Annotated in this window: 13 protein-coding genes; 1 reads left to right on the top strand and 12 read right to left on the bottom strand. The window is 46.8% G+C overall.

Annotated features, from left to right (window positions below):
* Positions 1 to 109: 109 nt before the first annotated feature.
* On the bottom strand, positions 110 to 1,045 hold the full coding sequence (locus tag ABFV83_RS04655; RefSeq protein WP_349948859.1) for a GTP-binding protein: 936 nt from the start codon (positions 1,043 to 1,045) through the stop codon (positions 110 to 112).
* Between the two features lie 85 nt (positions 1,046 to 1,130).
* A complete protein-coding gene (locus tag ABFV83_RS04650) occupies positions 1,131 to 2,393 on the bottom strand; it encodes a CobW family GTP-binding protein (RefSeq protein WP_349947776.1) in 1,263 nt (420 codons plus the stop codon).
* Between the two features lie 247 nt (positions 2,394 to 2,640).
* Between ABFV83_RS04650 and ABFV83_RS04645 the strand changes: the two genes are divergently transcribed.
* The gene (locus ABFV83_RS04645; protein WP_349947775.1) at positions 2,641 to 3,666 is read left to right on the top strand and encodes a PTS sugar transporter subunit IIC; all 1,026 of its coding nucleotides are present in this window, start codon (positions 2,641 to 2,643) and stop codon (positions 3,664 to 3,666) included.
* Between the two features lie 62 nt (positions 3,667 to 3,728).
* Here the strand turns inward: ABFV83_RS04645 and ABFV83_RS04640 are convergent, their stop codons facing one another.
* The 10 genes from ABFV83_RS04640 to pfkB all read right to left on the bottom strand — a co-directional run bounded on the left by ABFV83_RS04640 (position 3,729) and on the right by pfkB (position 13,448).
* Positions 3,729 to 3,932 (bottom strand): FeoB-associated Cys-rich membrane protein, encoded by a 204-nt coding sequence (locus tag ABFV83_RS04640; protein WP_349947774.1) that lies wholly within the window; start codon positions 3,930 to 3,932, stop codon positions 3,729 to 3,731.
* Between the two features lie 21 nt (positions 3,933 to 3,953).
* On the bottom strand, positions 3,954 to 4,607 hold the full coding sequence (locus ABFV83_RS04635) for a TrkA family potassium uptake protein (RefSeq protein WP_349947773.1): 654 nt from the start codon (positions 4,605 to 4,607) through the stop codon (positions 3,954 to 3,956).
* 18 nt (positions 4,608 to 4,625) lie between these two features.
* Complete coding sequence (locus tag ABFV83_RS04630) at positions 4,626 to 5,981, bottom strand: TrkH family potassium uptake protein (RefSeq protein WP_349948858.1); 1,356 nt, start codon at positions 5,979 to 5,981, stop codon at positions 4,626 to 4,628.
* Between the two features lie 7 nt (positions 5,982 to 5,988).
* Positions 5,989 to 6,858 (bottom strand): metal ABC transporter permease, encoded by an 870-nt coding sequence (locus ABFV83_RS04625; RefSeq protein ID WP_349947772.1) that lies wholly within the window; start codon positions 6,856 to 6,858, stop codon positions 5,989 to 5,991.
* 2 nt (positions 6,859 to 6,860) lie between these two features.
* Entirely contained in the window at positions 6,861 to 7,565 is a 705-nt protein-coding gene (locus ABFV83_RS04620; protein WP_349947771.1) for a metal ABC transporter ATP-binding protein, read from the bottom strand.
* Positions 7,562 to 8,551 carry a metal ABC transporter substrate-binding protein gene (locus tag ABFV83_RS04615; protein WP_349947770.1) on the bottom strand — a complete coding sequence of 330 codons (990 nt, stop codon included), beginning with the start codon at positions 8,549 to 8,551 and terminating at the stop codon, positions 7,562 to 7,564. The genes ABFV83_RS04620 and ABFV83_RS04615 overlap by 4 nt, the downstream gene beginning before the upstream one ends.
* A 146-nt stretch (positions 8,552 to 8,697) precedes the next feature.
* The gene (locus ABFV83_RS04610) at positions 8,698 to 9,723 is read right to left on the bottom strand and encodes an LCP family protein (protein ID WP_349947769.1); all 1,026 of its coding nucleotides are present in this window, start codon (positions 9,721 to 9,723) and stop codon (positions 8,698 to 8,700) included.
* A 79-nt stretch (positions 9,724 to 9,802) separates the two neighbouring features.
* Positions 9,803 to 10,456 carry an HAD family hydrolase gene (locus tag ABFV83_RS04605; protein WP_349947768.1) on the bottom strand — a complete coding sequence of 218 codons (654 nt, stop codon included), beginning with the start codon at positions 10,454 to 10,456 and terminating at the stop codon, positions 9,803 to 9,805.
* Between the two features lie 155 nt (positions 10,457 to 10,611).
* Complete coding sequence (locus ABFV83_RS04600) at positions 10,612 to 12,531, bottom strand: fructose-specific PTS transporter subunit EIIC (protein WP_349947767.1); 1,920 nt, start codon at positions 12,529 to 12,531, stop codon at positions 10,612 to 10,614.
* Positions 12,531 to 13,448 carry a 1-phosphofructokinase gene (gene pfkB, locus ABFV83_RS04595; RefSeq protein ID WP_349947766.1) on the bottom strand — a complete coding sequence of 306 codons (918 nt, stop codon included), beginning with the start codon at positions 13,446 to 13,448 and terminating at the stop codon, positions 12,531 to 12,533. Before pfkB ends, ABFV83_RS04600 begins: the two co-directional genes overlap by 1 nt.
* Positions 13,449 to 13,707 lie beyond the last annotated feature (259 nt).

Below are 13,707 nucleotides of genomic sequence, written 5' to 3'. Positions count from 1 at the left end.
ATAGATAAAATAATCTCCATAACGCAATAAGGCCGCCCTGCTGATTTTCTGTCAGCAGGGCGGCTTTCTGTCATCCCAAAATCATACTGTGGGAAACAATCTTTTCTTCCTAAAACTGCACATATCCCTTAATTGGCTGAGCCGGAACCACAGATTCCGCATACAATACAGGGCCTTCTCCTTCATAATCCTTCCAGAATTCATATGCAATCTTTGCCTTTACACGTACCCATTGCTTTGTTTCCAGCTCCTTGGCTTCCCTTGCCTTTGTGACAAAGCCCAAAAAGGTCATATCATCCTCGCAGCAGGTCATTGCCATACGTCCGGGTACAAAATAATTTTTCGGAAAATCGGGAGTCTTTAAAACCATAGCAGTAAACTCCACGGTCTTTCCTTCATAACGGTCCCGTCTTTCCATACAATCAATATACCAGATTCCATAGGCTTCCGGTGAAATGCTCACCACGTCTGCACTCATATCATAGGGAAGATCTTCCTCCGGGATCTCATTGATCTCTCCCTCGGAATCTTCAAATACAATCTCTCCCTTAGGGCACATAGCCTTAAGGGTCCGACGGTAACCGGATAAGTCTTCTATTCCGTCGCAGCGGTTGCAAATGACCATCTCCGAATTACGGACCATGGAATACAGCAAAGGTTTCATATTGGCTGAGTACAAATCAAAGGTGGACATATCGATCAGGGTGATCTGCTGATAGATTCTCCAATCATCGGGAAGCTTCAGGTCATCTAAGTTCCACATTCCATTCCACTCGATCAAAACCCGTTCCGGATTATAAAGCAGTTCCAGCTCTAAAAGCCTGTCCGGGTTCAGTTCCTCTATACTCTCTATAAATATACCTGCTGTCTTGGTGCGCTTTAACAGGGACTGGTCATATTCGCTTTCACCGTCTTCACAAACAATCAGCAGCGTTTTCTCATCAGATTGAAAATAATCCTGCTCCATGGTGAACTGAAGGAACTGGGTCTTTCCGGACTCCAAAAATCCATTTATAAGGAATACCGGCATAAAGTCGTCTTCCATTGTATCCGTGTTGCTCATAGTTTCCTCTTTCCTACCCTTTTTCTCAGGGATATAGGTATCCCTGTAAGGGGTCCCTTCATTCTGCTTATTTTCCAAAGGACTTCTGAAGTTCCTCTTCCTTTAAATTCGCTCCGATCACACAAACCTTGCCGGTATATTCCGGTGCTCCGTTTCGGATCTCATATTGCTCCGGAACCAGATCAAAGTAAAGCCATGTACCCTTTTCCTCACCTGGAATCATGCCCTTGGCACGGAGTACATCTCCAAATTCATCTCCATAAGCCAGCTCATCAAGAATTTTGTCCAGCTCTTCTTTGCTCATAGGAGCTACATTCTCAAGACCCCAGCTGCTGAATACTTCATCCGCATGATGGTCATGATCGTGGCCACAGCCGCATTCTTCTCCATGGTCATGGTGATGACCGCCACAGCCGCACTCTTCTTCTCCATGGTCATGGTGGTGGCCTCCGCAGCCGCACTCTTTTTCCTCATGGTCATGATGATGGTGGCCGCCACAGCCGCACTCCTCTTCTTCATGGTCATGATGGTGGCCGCCACAGCCACACTCTTCTTTCTCATGGTCATGATGGTGGCCTCCACAGCCGCACTCTTCTTTCTCATGGTCATGATGGTGACCTCCGCAGCCGCATGCTTCCACATGATCGTGATGGTGGTCATGACCGCAGCCACAGCCCTCTTCATGATGATGGCGGTGTTCTCTCACTTCTTTCATCAAATCCTCTGCCATGGTATCCGGTTGTTCTATGATCTCCAAAAGCTGTTTACCGCTCAGTTCTTCACATGAAGTCGTCACAACAGAAGCCTTTGGATTCAGCTCCCGGATGATCTGGACTGCCTGATCCACCTTGTCGGAAGGAGCGATATCGGTACGGCTTAATACGATGGTTCCTGCATTCTCGATCTGGTTATTGAAGAACTCTCCGAAATTCTTTCTGTACATCCTGCATTTCTGCGCATCCACGATGGTGACGGCACTGTTTAAGGTCACTTCCACCTCAGAAGCCACATCAACAACCGCTTTCATGACATCGGATAATTTACCAACGCCTGACGGTTCAATGATCACACGGTCCGGATGATATTTTGTCAGCACCTCTTCAAGGGATTTACCGAAATCACCTACCAGGGAGCAGCAGATACAGCCGGAATTCATTTCCCGGATCTCGATCCCCGCATCCTTTAAAAAACCTCCGTCAATACCGATCTCACCAAATTCATTTTCAATCAGGACAACCTGCTCTCCGGCAATGGCTTCCTGCAGCAGTTTCTTAATAAAAGTCGTTTTTCCAGCTCCAAGAAAACCGGAAATAATATCAATTTTCGTCATATCAATAGGTACCTCTTTTCTTTCCAGAGTTTTACATGAAATTACATTTATTTATTGTGTCACAAACCTTAAACAAAGTCAAGCAGCGGCCCATGGGTTTTTCCAGCAGATATTGTTTAAAAATTATCAATTTTTACAAATTTCTGCATAAATATTTGCAATCCGGTTATTTTATGGTAGAATACATGTCAACTGCTTTGACAAAGGTCAAATGTGTGCACCATACTATTTAAAGGAGATTTTTATTATGGAAAAATGCGGCGTAAAAGAGTTCCTGAAAAGGAAAAACGTCACAATTACTGTCCAGACCTATCTCATTGATGCATTGGGTGCTATGGCATTTGGCCTTTTTGCGTCTCTTTTGATCGGAACCATATTCGGTACTCTGGGCCAGCAATTCAATCTCACTATTTTTAACGTGATCGCGGACTACGCAAAAGCTGCCACCGGAGCAGCCCTGGGCGTTGCCATTGCCTATGCCCTTCACGCCCCTGCCCTTGTCCTTTTTTCCGCAGCAACCGTGGGGATTGCCGGCAATGCTCTGGGGGGACCTGTAGGCGCTCTTGCTGCAACAGTGGTTGCCACGGAGCTTGGGAAGATCGTTTCAAAGGAAACACGGCTGGACATTCTGGTCACACCTGGAGTAACCATCATTTCCGGAGTCCTTATAGCACAATCCGTAGGACCGGGCGTGGCAGGCTTCATGAACTGGTTTGGCGTCCTTGTGAAAACAGCTACCGAATTGCAGCCACTTTTTATGGGAATCCTGGTATCCGCTCTCATCGGCATCGCCCTGACCCTGCCCATCAGCAGCGCTGCCATCTGCATCGCCTTATCCCTTGACGGCCTGGCAGGAGGTGCTGCCACAGCAGGCTGCTGTGCACAGATGATCGGCTTTGCCGTACTCTCCTTCCGGGAAAACGGAGTAGGCGGCCTTATGGCCCAGGGCCTTGGCACCAGTATGCTGCAAATGGGAAACATCGTAAAGAATCCAAAGATCTGGATCGCCCCCACCCTGGCTTCCATGATAACCGGTCCCATAGCAACCATGGTATTCCAGCTAAAAAACATACCGGCAGGCTCCGGCATGGGCACCTGCGGCCTGGTAGGCCCTATCGGAGTTTACACTGCAATGAAAGGCGGTACATTCATGTGGCTTGGAATCCTGATGGTCTGCTTCATCCTCCCTGCCCTTCTCACTCTGCTCTTTGGTGAAATACTTAGAAAAATCGGCTGGATTAAATTCGGAGACTTAAAATTGGATTTAAAATAATAGAAAAGGCGGAAGGAGGATGCCCTAAAACATAGGGGCATCCTCCTTCCGCCTTTTCCTCTTTATAATTCCTTCTTTTCCTCATCCGCATTTCCAAAGACGGATTGACCGCAGCCTCCGCTGCAATGGCTGCAGCACCCGCCGCAATGTCCGCAGCCGCTTTTCCCCTTATTTTTAATGAATTGTCTGATTGAAATACACACCAGCACCAAAATGACAAGGGCTGCTAAAACCGTTGAACCATTAGAAGCTAACCATGCAGGCATATCAAACCTCCTATTGCTTCCTTACTTTAGTTCCTTTAATATATGCTCAATATGCTCTCTTTTTCCAATTACCATCAAATGCTCCTGAGCCTGAATCACATAATCTGCCGGCGGCATGAGTTGGGCCCTGCCTTCCCGCTTGATTCCAAGGACACTGATATGATACCGGTTTCTGATATCCATTTCCCTTATGGTCTTATGAACCCATTCCGGAAGAGGAGGAATCTCATAAATAGAATATTCCGGTGTCAGCTCAATATAATCAAACACATGATCCGTGCTGTAGCGGACAGACAGCTTTTCTGCAATGTCCCTGTCCGGATAAATGACCTCATCCGCGCCGTTTCTCAGCAGGAATTTGGCATGAATATCACGGTTTGCCTTGCTGATGACTCTCCTGCCCCCCAGCTCCTTGACCAGGCTTGTGATCTCCAGACTGCTCTGGAAATTCGTTCCGATGCATACAAAGCACAGATCGAAATTGGCTATTCCCAGGCTTTTTAAGACCGTTTCATTGGTGCAGTCACCGATCTTTGCGCTGGTCACATAAGGAAGCAGGTCTTCCAGACACTCTTCTTTCTGGTCCACGATCATGACATCGTTTCCAAGTCTTGCCATATTAAGACACAGATGATGGCCAAACCGGCCAAGTCCAATAATTAATATTGATTTCATGATTTCACTCCTTTTCCTTTAACCTACATTGATGGTTTCCGCTACTTGTTCCACATGGGCTTTACGATGGCTCTGGGCAAATGCCAGGGCAAATGACAAGCTTCCGATCCTTCCGCTGTACATGAGGATAATGATAATTACCCGTGATACAGGATAAAGATCCCTGGTAATGCCTGTGGTCATTCCTACGGTTCCGATGGCTGATGCCGTTTCAAACAGGATATCCGAAAATCCCAGAGGCTGAATGGCCATAATGGCAAGAGCTGCGGAAAGAGCCAAAAACAGGTTGATTGTCAAAATAGCGCCTGCCCGCTTAATGACCGTCTCTTCCAGACGCCTTCCGAAAATATTGACCCCGTAGGTCTGCTTGATATTGGAATGTACGCACATAAGAAGGACAAAGATCGTCGTAGTCTTAATTCCTCCCGCCGTTGACCCGGGACTTCCTCCGATGAACATGAGGATTATGGTGAGCAGCTTGCTTCCATCGGTCAGCGCCGCTGTATCGGTGGTATTAAAACCGGCTGTTCTGGCTGTTACAGAACTGAACATGGACGTTAAAATCTGCCCGCTGGCATTCATCCCCACCAAAAGATTATTCCTTTCCAGCAGATAGAAAAGGAATCCGCCTCCAAAAACCAGAACCCCAGTGCTCACCAAAACCATTTTGGTATGCAGCATATATTTTTTAAAGTGAAGCTTGTTCTTATATATATCTTCCCATACGATAAAACCGATACCGCCTATGATGATCAAGGACATAATGACCAGATTCACCAGCCAGTCGTCATAATAGGAGACAAAGGAACTATAGGGCGCCTGATGTCCCATTAAATCAAATCCTGCATTGCAGAAGGCTGATATGGAGTGGAAAATGCCATAAAACATTCCTCGCCAGAACCCGTATTTGGGAATAAAACGAAGGGCCAGAAGGATGGCTCCTGTTCCTTCAAAGAGAACAGTTCCTTTTATGATCCCTTTTGCCAGCCTTACAACACCGCCGATCTGCAAGGTATTGACGCTTTCCTGCAAAAGCCCTCTCTCTTTTAATCCGATCTTCCGTCTGAGCACAATGGATATAAACACGCCCACCGTTACAAATCCAAGACCTCCGATCTGTATCATCGTCATAATCACCATTTGTCCAAACAAGGACCACTGGGTCCAGGTATCCCTGACAATCAGTCCTGTCACGCAGGAGGCGCTGGTAGCGGTAAACAGACAGCTTAAAAAATCTTCAGACTGCCCATCCCTGCTGGAAATCGGAAGCATCAAAAGAAGGGCTCCTGTCATGATCAGACAAAAAAATCCATAAGCAATAAACTGCGTCTGGCTTACGTGCCGTCTGGCGCGCTTTAATTGTTTTTCTTCCATGTTCATCTCACTGACTTTCCTCTTTTCCTGCGGTCCTGTGGCCCGCTTTTTTATCGGCCCGGCTCATTCTTACCCCATAGCCTGCAGCTGAGAAAACCAGAAATGCCGCCAAATTCACCATTACCACACTGGCTCCCGCCGGGGTGGAGTAACGGTAGGAGGCCATTATACCGATCACAAAACACACGACCGACAAAATCCCTGAACATATAACCACTCCCCGGAAGCTTTTAAACACACGCATGGAGGTAAGGGACGGAAAAATAATGAGGCTGGAAATCAGCATGGCTCCCATCATCCTCATTCCCAGAACAATGGTAACTGCGGTTAAAACCGCAATCAGAACATTGTACCAGGATACCCTCACTCCCGTTGCCCTTGCAAAGCTTTCGTCAAAGGTCACAGCAAAGATTTTATTATAGCAAATCAAAAACAGGCCCAGCACAAGAAAGGACAGGATCACGCTTAAACGGACATCCTCTTTGCTCATGGCCAGTATACTTCCAAACATATAGCTGCTCACATCCGTTGTCATTCCTGTTGTCATGGAGGTGATGATAATGCCTGCTGCCAGGGCAACGGCAGATATCATGGCAATGGCTGCGTCACTTTTTATCTTTCCATTCTCTGTGATGCGCAGAAGGAAAAATGCGGCCACCACCACCACCGGCACAGATATCCTTAAAGGGGACCAGCCAAAGGCCACCGCAAAGGACAGGGCTCCAAAGGAGACATGAGACAGTCCGTCACCAATCATGGAATACCGTTTCAGCACCAGGCTGACGCCTAATAAGGATGCGCATAAGGAAACCAGGATTCCTCCTGCCAGGGCCCTTACCAGAAACGGATAGGACAGCATTTCACCGATTATTCCCATCTTTACGCACCTCCTGTATCAATAAATCCTGCATTGCTTTTTAAATACTCCTCAGTGGGTCCGTAAAACAGGACCTCCCGTTTTAAATGAAGGATCTTATCCGCCTGCTTCACTACATTGGCGATATCATGGGATACCATCAGAATGGCAACCCCTTCCTCACGGTTCAATTTGCGGATTATCTCATAAAATTCCGTTATAGCAGAGGGGTCAAGACCTGTGATAGGCTCATCCATGATCAGAAGCTTATCAGTGGCGCAGAGAGCCCTTGCAATCAGGGTTCTCTGCTGCTGGCCCCCTGACAGCTCCCGGTAGCATTTTCCGGCAAGGGCTTTAATTCCCAGCCGTTCCATATTTTGAACCGCAAGCCTTTTTTCCATCCCTGAATAAAAGGGCCAGATTCCTCTGCGGCTTAAACAGCCGGATAAGACCACTTCATAAACCGTTGCCGGGAAATCCTTCTGGGCTGCAGTCTGCTGAGGCAAATAGCCGATCCCGCTTTTTTTTAATTCATCAGACACGGATATAACACCGTTCGTAGGCTTTAACAGCCCTAAAAGCCCCTTCATCAAAGTGCTCTTTCCGGAACCGTTCTCTCCCACGATGCAGACATACTCCCCTGGATTAACGTCCATAGTCACATCCACCACAGCATCCTGGTTCTCATATCCAAAATCCACATGACTGCATTGTATTAATGGGCTCATTCATCCAATCCTCTTGTTAAATTAATCACATTCTGCTCCATAAGATCAAGATAAGTAATACCGCTGTCAAACTCCCGCCTTGAAACATTGTGGCAGGAATGAAGCAAAAGGGGTTCTGCCCCTGTCTCTTCTGCAATGATCTCAGACACCCGGTGGCTGGAAAGCTCCAGGTAATAGATCACCGGAATCTGTTCTAAGCGCATTTTATCGATAAGATAGGCAATGGTTCTGGCACTTGGTTCCGTATCCGTGCTGCAGCCGGAAAACGCTGCCCGGTAGGACAGGCCATATTCATCCGCCAGATAACGGAAAGGAAATTTATCTCCCACAACGATCATATCCCGTTTTTTATTCTCTGCCACCCTGCAAAACTCTCCGTCAAGCTTTTTAAGCTTATCAAGGTAGGCCTTTGCTCTCTCTTCATAATAACTCCGGTTTTCAGGATCCTTTTCCGTAAGGGTATCCCGGATGGCCTCCACCAGAGTCATGGCATTTACAGGGGACGTCCAGATATGCTCATCGTATTCTATCTCCCCGTCATGGTCATCCCCGTCTTCCTGGTGCAGGTGCTCTTCCTCTTCCATCCCTTCCACCAGTTCTTCCTGTACCGTATTTACATAGTCCATTCCCGTAATAACGGTAATGGAACCGGAATCAACCGCATTAAGAACCTGGGATAGCCAGTGTTCCAGGGCTCCCCCGTTGCATATTAAAACATCTGCCTCCCGGATGATCTGTACATCTGCAGGAGTTGGCTCAAACGAGTGACTGTCCATTCCTGCCGGAACTACCATGGTCAGCTCGACTTTGTCACCGGCTACTTGTCTTGTAAAATCATAGTATGGAAACAGGGTCGTCACGACCTTGAGCTTATGCTCTCCCGTATCAGAGGGCCTGTCATTTCTGCTGCATCCCCATAAGGCCACGGCTGCAAAAGGAATGGCCAGGCATAAAAACAGGAGTTTTTTTAAGCTGTTTTTATTCATTTTTCATCTCCTATCTGATTCCATTTGCATAGTATAGCACATTTTAAACGGAAGGAAAAGGACAGTTTTTTATTTGAACAGGAAAAGGCCTGTAAAAGACATAAGAGGAGAAACTACCCTCTGCCCTTTACAGGCCAAACACCCTTTTAACCCTTATTTTTTATCCGAAGCTCGATCTGTCTGCTGATCTCCTTTACCGTATCGGAAGGCTCATAGTTTTCTTCATCAAACAAAAACTGGTGAAGCCTTATTACGTTTGACTCCAGAGTCACAGGAACAACACAGTCTCTTTTTCCGATCATCACATCCTTAAGCTTTGACGGAAAGCCTTCCGTTTCAGTCAGATGAAACCTTTTTACATTTTTCATCAGGGGAAGCATATCCTTCATACCGATGCTGGTGGATATCTGGGGAAGCACAGCGGTAACTACCTTCGTTAAGGTTGCCGCATCCGCTTCCCTGGCCTTATTAAGTGCCAGGTCCACCACCTCTCTCTGCCGCTCGGTACGCTTAAAATCCGTATCCATTTTCCTGAGCCTTGCATAGGCAACTGCCTGGACCCCATCTAAGTGGTTAATGCCTTCCTGCTTTAAATGATGGGAGCCTACACCTGTAGATTCCACAGTTTCCGTGATAAAGCCATTAATCACCCGGAATTCTTCATGGCTGATATCCACATCGATCCCGCCCAGAAGATTGATGGCATCAGCAACAGCCTTCCAGCTAAATGATGCATAATCATCAATGCTTAAATCCAAATTCTCCCTTAAAGCTTCAATGGCCTGTATATGGCCTCCTTTAAAATATGCCTCATTGATCTTATCATACCGCTCCTTATCATCGATCCTTAAATAAGTATCCCGGTAAACAGAAACCAGACGGATTTCTCCTGTACCAAGATCTACATTAAGGATCATCTGCATATCCGACCTGGTACCCTTTCCCAGAGTTCCTTCCCTGGAATCCACGCCAAACACCGCCACGGTCCAGTAGCCCTCCATTTTTTCCTGGGTCTCAATGCTTATATTCGGATTTTGCATCTGAGGTATCTGAATATTTGGTACCCTCTGGGGCATATGCATGATGTTCCAGGTATATCCCAGCATAGTCCCTATTAACGCAGCCCAGACAGCCGCTATCATAATCAATCCCCATTTTAAGTGATTCGCCATAGTTCCTCCCACTTTGCCAAATAAAAAAAGAAGAGATACTTTTACATATCTCTCCTTAATTTCCCATTATTTTTAAATTTTATTCAAAAACATGCTTAATCTCATCGGGATGTCCAATCATGTATCTGGGATGAAATGCTTCTAACTCCGCCCGGTCACGAAAGCCCCAGGTTACGGCCACTGTATCCATTCCGGCATGAATGCCTGTCCTCATATCCGTATTGGTATCTCCAAAATAAAGGCATTCCGAAGGCTTTGCGTGAAAGTGCTCTGCTGTCATAAAGGCTCCCGAGGGATCAGGCTTGCATTTGACCCCATTGCCCTCTCCGGTAATTAAATCAAAAAATCCCTTGCCGTAAACAGCTTCCACGCATTCAACGGCCCGTTCATGGCCTTTGTTGGTAAGTACCCCGATCTTGATTCCCTTATCTTTAAGAAACTTCAAAAGCTCTGGCATCCCTTCGTATGGCTCCACCTTGTAAAGGCAGTTTTTCTCAAAGGTATCCTCATAAAATGCAAGGGCTTCCTCATAATGGGTCAGTTTCTCATCTCCCGAATAAATAAGGGCCCGTTCAACCAGCTTTTTAAATCCATCGCCTACAAATTTTTTGGTGTGATCCACATCAACCGGCCCATATCCAAAATGCTCCATGGTCAGGCTGATGCTGTAAGCCAGGGAATGAATGGTATCAATAATGGTACCGTCCAGATCAAATATACAGCATTTATACATCGTTTTCTCCTTCCTGTTATCCTTACTGCTTAACCCCTTTCTTTGACGATTCAATCCTGCTTCTTAAGATTATAAAACATAACCGGAAAAAAATCCACCCATTTCCAGAATGCAGCAAAGCGCCCCAGCCGCAATGCCGGGGCGCCTTAAATACCTTATTCTGTTTCCAGATTCTTCTTTAACGCTGCTAATATAAGGCAGCCTGCAGCAGAACCAACGATAATGGCTATCAGGTATCCAAAAGGATTTCCAATGGTAGGAAGGACAAAGATACCTCCATGAGGCGCCCGAAGGGTACAGCCAAGAGCCATGGAAAGACCGCCTGCTACTGCAGAACCTATGATACAGGAAGGAATTACACGGATCGGGTCAGCGGCTGCAAAGGGAATGGCTCCCTCAGAAATAAAGGACAATCCCATAATATAGTTGACCAGGCCTGACTGGCGCTCTTTTTCCGTAAATTTCTTTTTAAAAAATGTGGTGCAGAGAGCAACAGCAATAGGCGGAACCATACCACCGGCCATAACAGCCGCCATAATATCAAAATTGCCTTCCGCCAACTGTGCCGTACCAAACACATAAGCAGCCTTATTCACAGGACCGCCCATATCCACGGACATCATGCCGCCGACCACAGCGCCCAGAATGATCTTGCTGGTACCGCCCATACCGTTTAACAGGCCCGTAATTCCATCGTTAATAGCGCCGATAAAAGGATTGATAAAGGTGGTTACCACGGCGACTAGTAAAATACCGATGAGCGGATATAAAAGAACAGGTTTGATTCCTTCCAGGGACTTTGGAAGCTTGCTGAATGCCTTTTTTAGCATGATCACAATGTACCCGCCGATAAAACCGGCTAACAAAGCTCCAAGAAAGCCTGAGTTCACGCTTCCCCCTGCCGGGTTTGCAAAGGTGGCGCCCATTTTAGCAATAAGCCCGCCGACAAATCCCACAGCCAGGCCGGGACGGTCTGCAATGCTCATAGCAATGTATCCTGCCAGAACAGGAAGCATCATTCCAAATGCCTGCTCTCCAATGGTCTTTAAGTAAGCAGCCAAAGGAGTGTTCTTACCAAAATTAGAAGGATCAATGGAATAATCGTCAAACAGGAAGGCCAGAGCAATTAAAATACCGCCGCCAATAACAAACGGAAGCATGTGGGAAACGCCGTTCATCAAATGCTTATAGATGGAGCGGCCCACATGTTCCTGTTCCCTTTCCTCTGATGAGGAAGCAGACCCGGAATGATGATAAACAGGAGTCTCTTTGCTGACCGCCTTTTTGATCAGCTCTTCTCCCTTTTGGATGCCTTCCGTTACAGTGGCCATAACCACCCGCTTTCCGTCAAAACGGGCCATATCCACCTTCTTATCCGCAGCTATGATGATTCCGTCCGCTGCTGCAATCTCAGCCTTTGTCAGGACATTGCCGGCGCCTTCTGCTCCGTTGGTCTCCGCCTTAAGCGCTATTCCCAGCTTCTTCCCCTGCTGTTCCAAGTTCTCAGCCGCCATAAAGGTGTGGGCAATTCCCGTAGGACATGCAGTCACTGCCAAAACCTGATATCCGGTGGGGGCCTTTGCCCCAGGTTCTGTTTTTTCTTCTTTCTTTTGATACCGTTCTGATTCCTTATCGTCAATAAGACGTAAAAATTCTTCCTTTGATTGGGCTTTCATTAAATCGTTCTTAAAATCCGGGTCCATGAGAAGAGTGGAAAGCCTGGATAATGCCTCCAGGTGAACATCCGCTTCTCCTTCCGGTGCTGCGATCATGAAGATCAAATGGGCAAGGGAGCCGTCAAAAGCTTCATAATCCACGCCCCCCGGCACTACCATGGCGGAAAGGCCCGGCTCCTTTACTGCCGCTACCTTTGCATGGGGAATGGCGATTCCGTCACCTACTGCCGTACTCCCCAGGGCTTCCCTTGCCAGAATCCCTTCCTTGTATCCGGCCTTATCCTTAAGCCTTCCGCCGGCTTCCATTAAGCCCACCAGCCTGTCAATAGCCTCTTCCTTGCCGGAAACCTTTACTCCCAGTTCAATGCTTTCCTTTTTCAGCAATTCTGTAATTCTCATCAAAACCCCTCCTTTGATAATTCTTCATACAGTCTCATAATGTCTTCCCTGCCTGCAAGTCCCTCTGAAAAGGCACTGGCACTTCCCGCTGCACTTCCCAAGCGCAGGGCGTGCTTATAGCTGCCGTTTTCTAAGTAACCTGCAATAAATCCGGCCACCATGGAATCTCCTGCTCCCACAGAATTCTTCACTGTTCCCTTTGGCACTCCCATCCGGAACACGTCCCCTTCTTCCGTAATCAGGATGGCTCCGTCTCCTGCCATGGAAATCAGTACATTTCCGGCGCCTTTTTCCTGAAGGCGCTTTCCATAGCAGATGATCTCCTCCGGGCCATGAAGGGTTACGCCAAACATCTCGCCCAACTCATGATTATTTGGCTTAATGAGAAAGGGATGGTAAGGAAGTACATTAATAAGCAAATCCTTTGTTGCATCCACCACGATACGGACTCCCCTTCCGTCCAGAGACTTCATGATCCGCTCATAGATGTCATCGTCAATGGATTTGGGAATGCTGCCGGATAAGACCAGCACATCTCCGGCCGTCAGACGGTCCAGCTTTTCAAAAAGCTGCTTTACGTCTTTTCCGGTAATTTCAGGACCCATGCCGTTGATCTCTGTCTCTTCCTGGGATTTAAGCTTCACATTGATCCTGGACAGCCCCTTTTCAACCCGGATAAAATCCGACTGAAACCCAAGGCCCTTGACTCCCCGTTCAATTTCTTCTCCGGTAAACCCTGCCACAAAGCCCAGTGCGGTATTTCCATACCCCAAAGCCGATAAAACCGCAGATACGTTCAGTCCTTTTCCCCCATAATAGATGCTTTCCTGCTCAGTTCTATTGACTGCTCCAAGTGTGAAGTGATCTACCCTTACGACATAATCCAATGCCGGATTAAATGTTACGGTGTAAATCATATGTCACCTCTCCTTTTATCTATAAAATTTTATTTCTTCCCTCTCCTATAATATAATACGATTACTTTATTTCGTCAATAAGTTTATTCAAGAAATATTATTTCTTAATATTTTTCAGGATTTTGCACAACTTATCTCTGTCATCCGGAAGAAATAAACCTGCTTTTTATACTAATTGACTTTATAATATTTCCTGAACGAGTTTATAGTATTCATACCCAATACCTATATAAAAAGCAGGTTTACACAGTCATCATAA

The sequence above is a fragment of the Lacrimispora sp. BS-2 genome (genome assembly GCF_040207125.1).
Lineage (GTDB): Bacteria > Bacillota > Clostridia > Lachnospirales > Lachnospiraceae > Lacrimispora.
This window is presented reverse-complemented; position numbering and strand designations above follow the sequence as displayed.

What these genes read in the sequence shown, in the direction of transcription:
- ABFV83_RS04655 (WP_349948859.1), bottom strand. Translation starts at nt 1,045, where the DNA reads ATGGAAGACGACTTTATGCCGGTATTCCTTATAAATGGATTTTTGGAG.
- ABFV83_RS04650 (WP_349947776.1), bottom strand. Translation starts at nt 2,393, where the DNA reads ATGACGAAAATTGATATTATTTCCGGTTTTCTTGGAGCTGGAAAAACG.
- ABFV83_RS04645 (WP_349947775.1), top strand. Translation starts at nt 2,641, where the DNA reads ATGGAAAAATGCGGCGTAAAAGAGTTCCTGAAAAGGAAAAACGTCACA.
- ABFV83_RS04640 (WP_349947774.1), bottom strand. Translation starts at nt 3,932, where the DNA reads ATGCCTGCATGGTTAGCTTCTAATGGTTCAACGGTTTTAGCAGCCCTT.
- ABFV83_RS04635 (WP_349947773.1), bottom strand. Translation starts at nt 4,607, where the DNA reads ATGAAATCAATATTAATTATTGGACTTGGCCGGTTTGGCCATCATCTG.
- ABFV83_RS04630 (WP_349948858.1), bottom strand. Translation starts at nt 5,981, where the DNA reads ATGGAAGAAAAACAATTAAAGCGCGCCAGACGGCACGTAAGCCAGACG.
- ABFV83_RS04625 (WP_349947772.1), bottom strand. Translation starts at nt 6,858, where the DNA reads ATGGGAATAATCGGTGAAATGCTGTCCTATCCGTTTCTGGTAAGGGCC.
- ABFV83_RS04620 (WP_349947771.1), bottom strand. Translation starts at nt 7,565, where the DNA reads ATGAGCCCATTAATACAATGCAGTCATGTGGATTTTGGATATGAGAAC.
- ABFV83_RS04615 (WP_349947770.1), bottom strand. Translation starts at nt 8,551, where the DNA reads ATGAATAAAAACAGCTTAAAAAAACTCCTGTTTTTATGCCTGGCCATT.
- ABFV83_RS04610 (WP_349947769.1), bottom strand. Translation starts at nt 9,723, where the DNA reads ATGGCGAATCACTTAAAATGGGGATTGATTATGATAGCGGCTGTCTGG.
- ABFV83_RS04605 (WP_349947768.1), bottom strand. Translation starts at nt 10,456, where the DNA reads ATGTATAAATGCTGTATATTTGATCTGGACGGTACCATTATTGATACC.
- ABFV83_RS04600 (WP_349947767.1), bottom strand. Translation starts at nt 12,531, where the DNA reads ATGAGAATTACAGAATTGCTGAAAAAGGAAAGCATTGAACTGGGAGTA.
- pfkB (WP_349947766.1), bottom strand. Translation starts at nt 13,448, where the DNA reads ATGATTTACACCGTAACATTTAATCCGGCATTGGATTATGTCGTAAGG.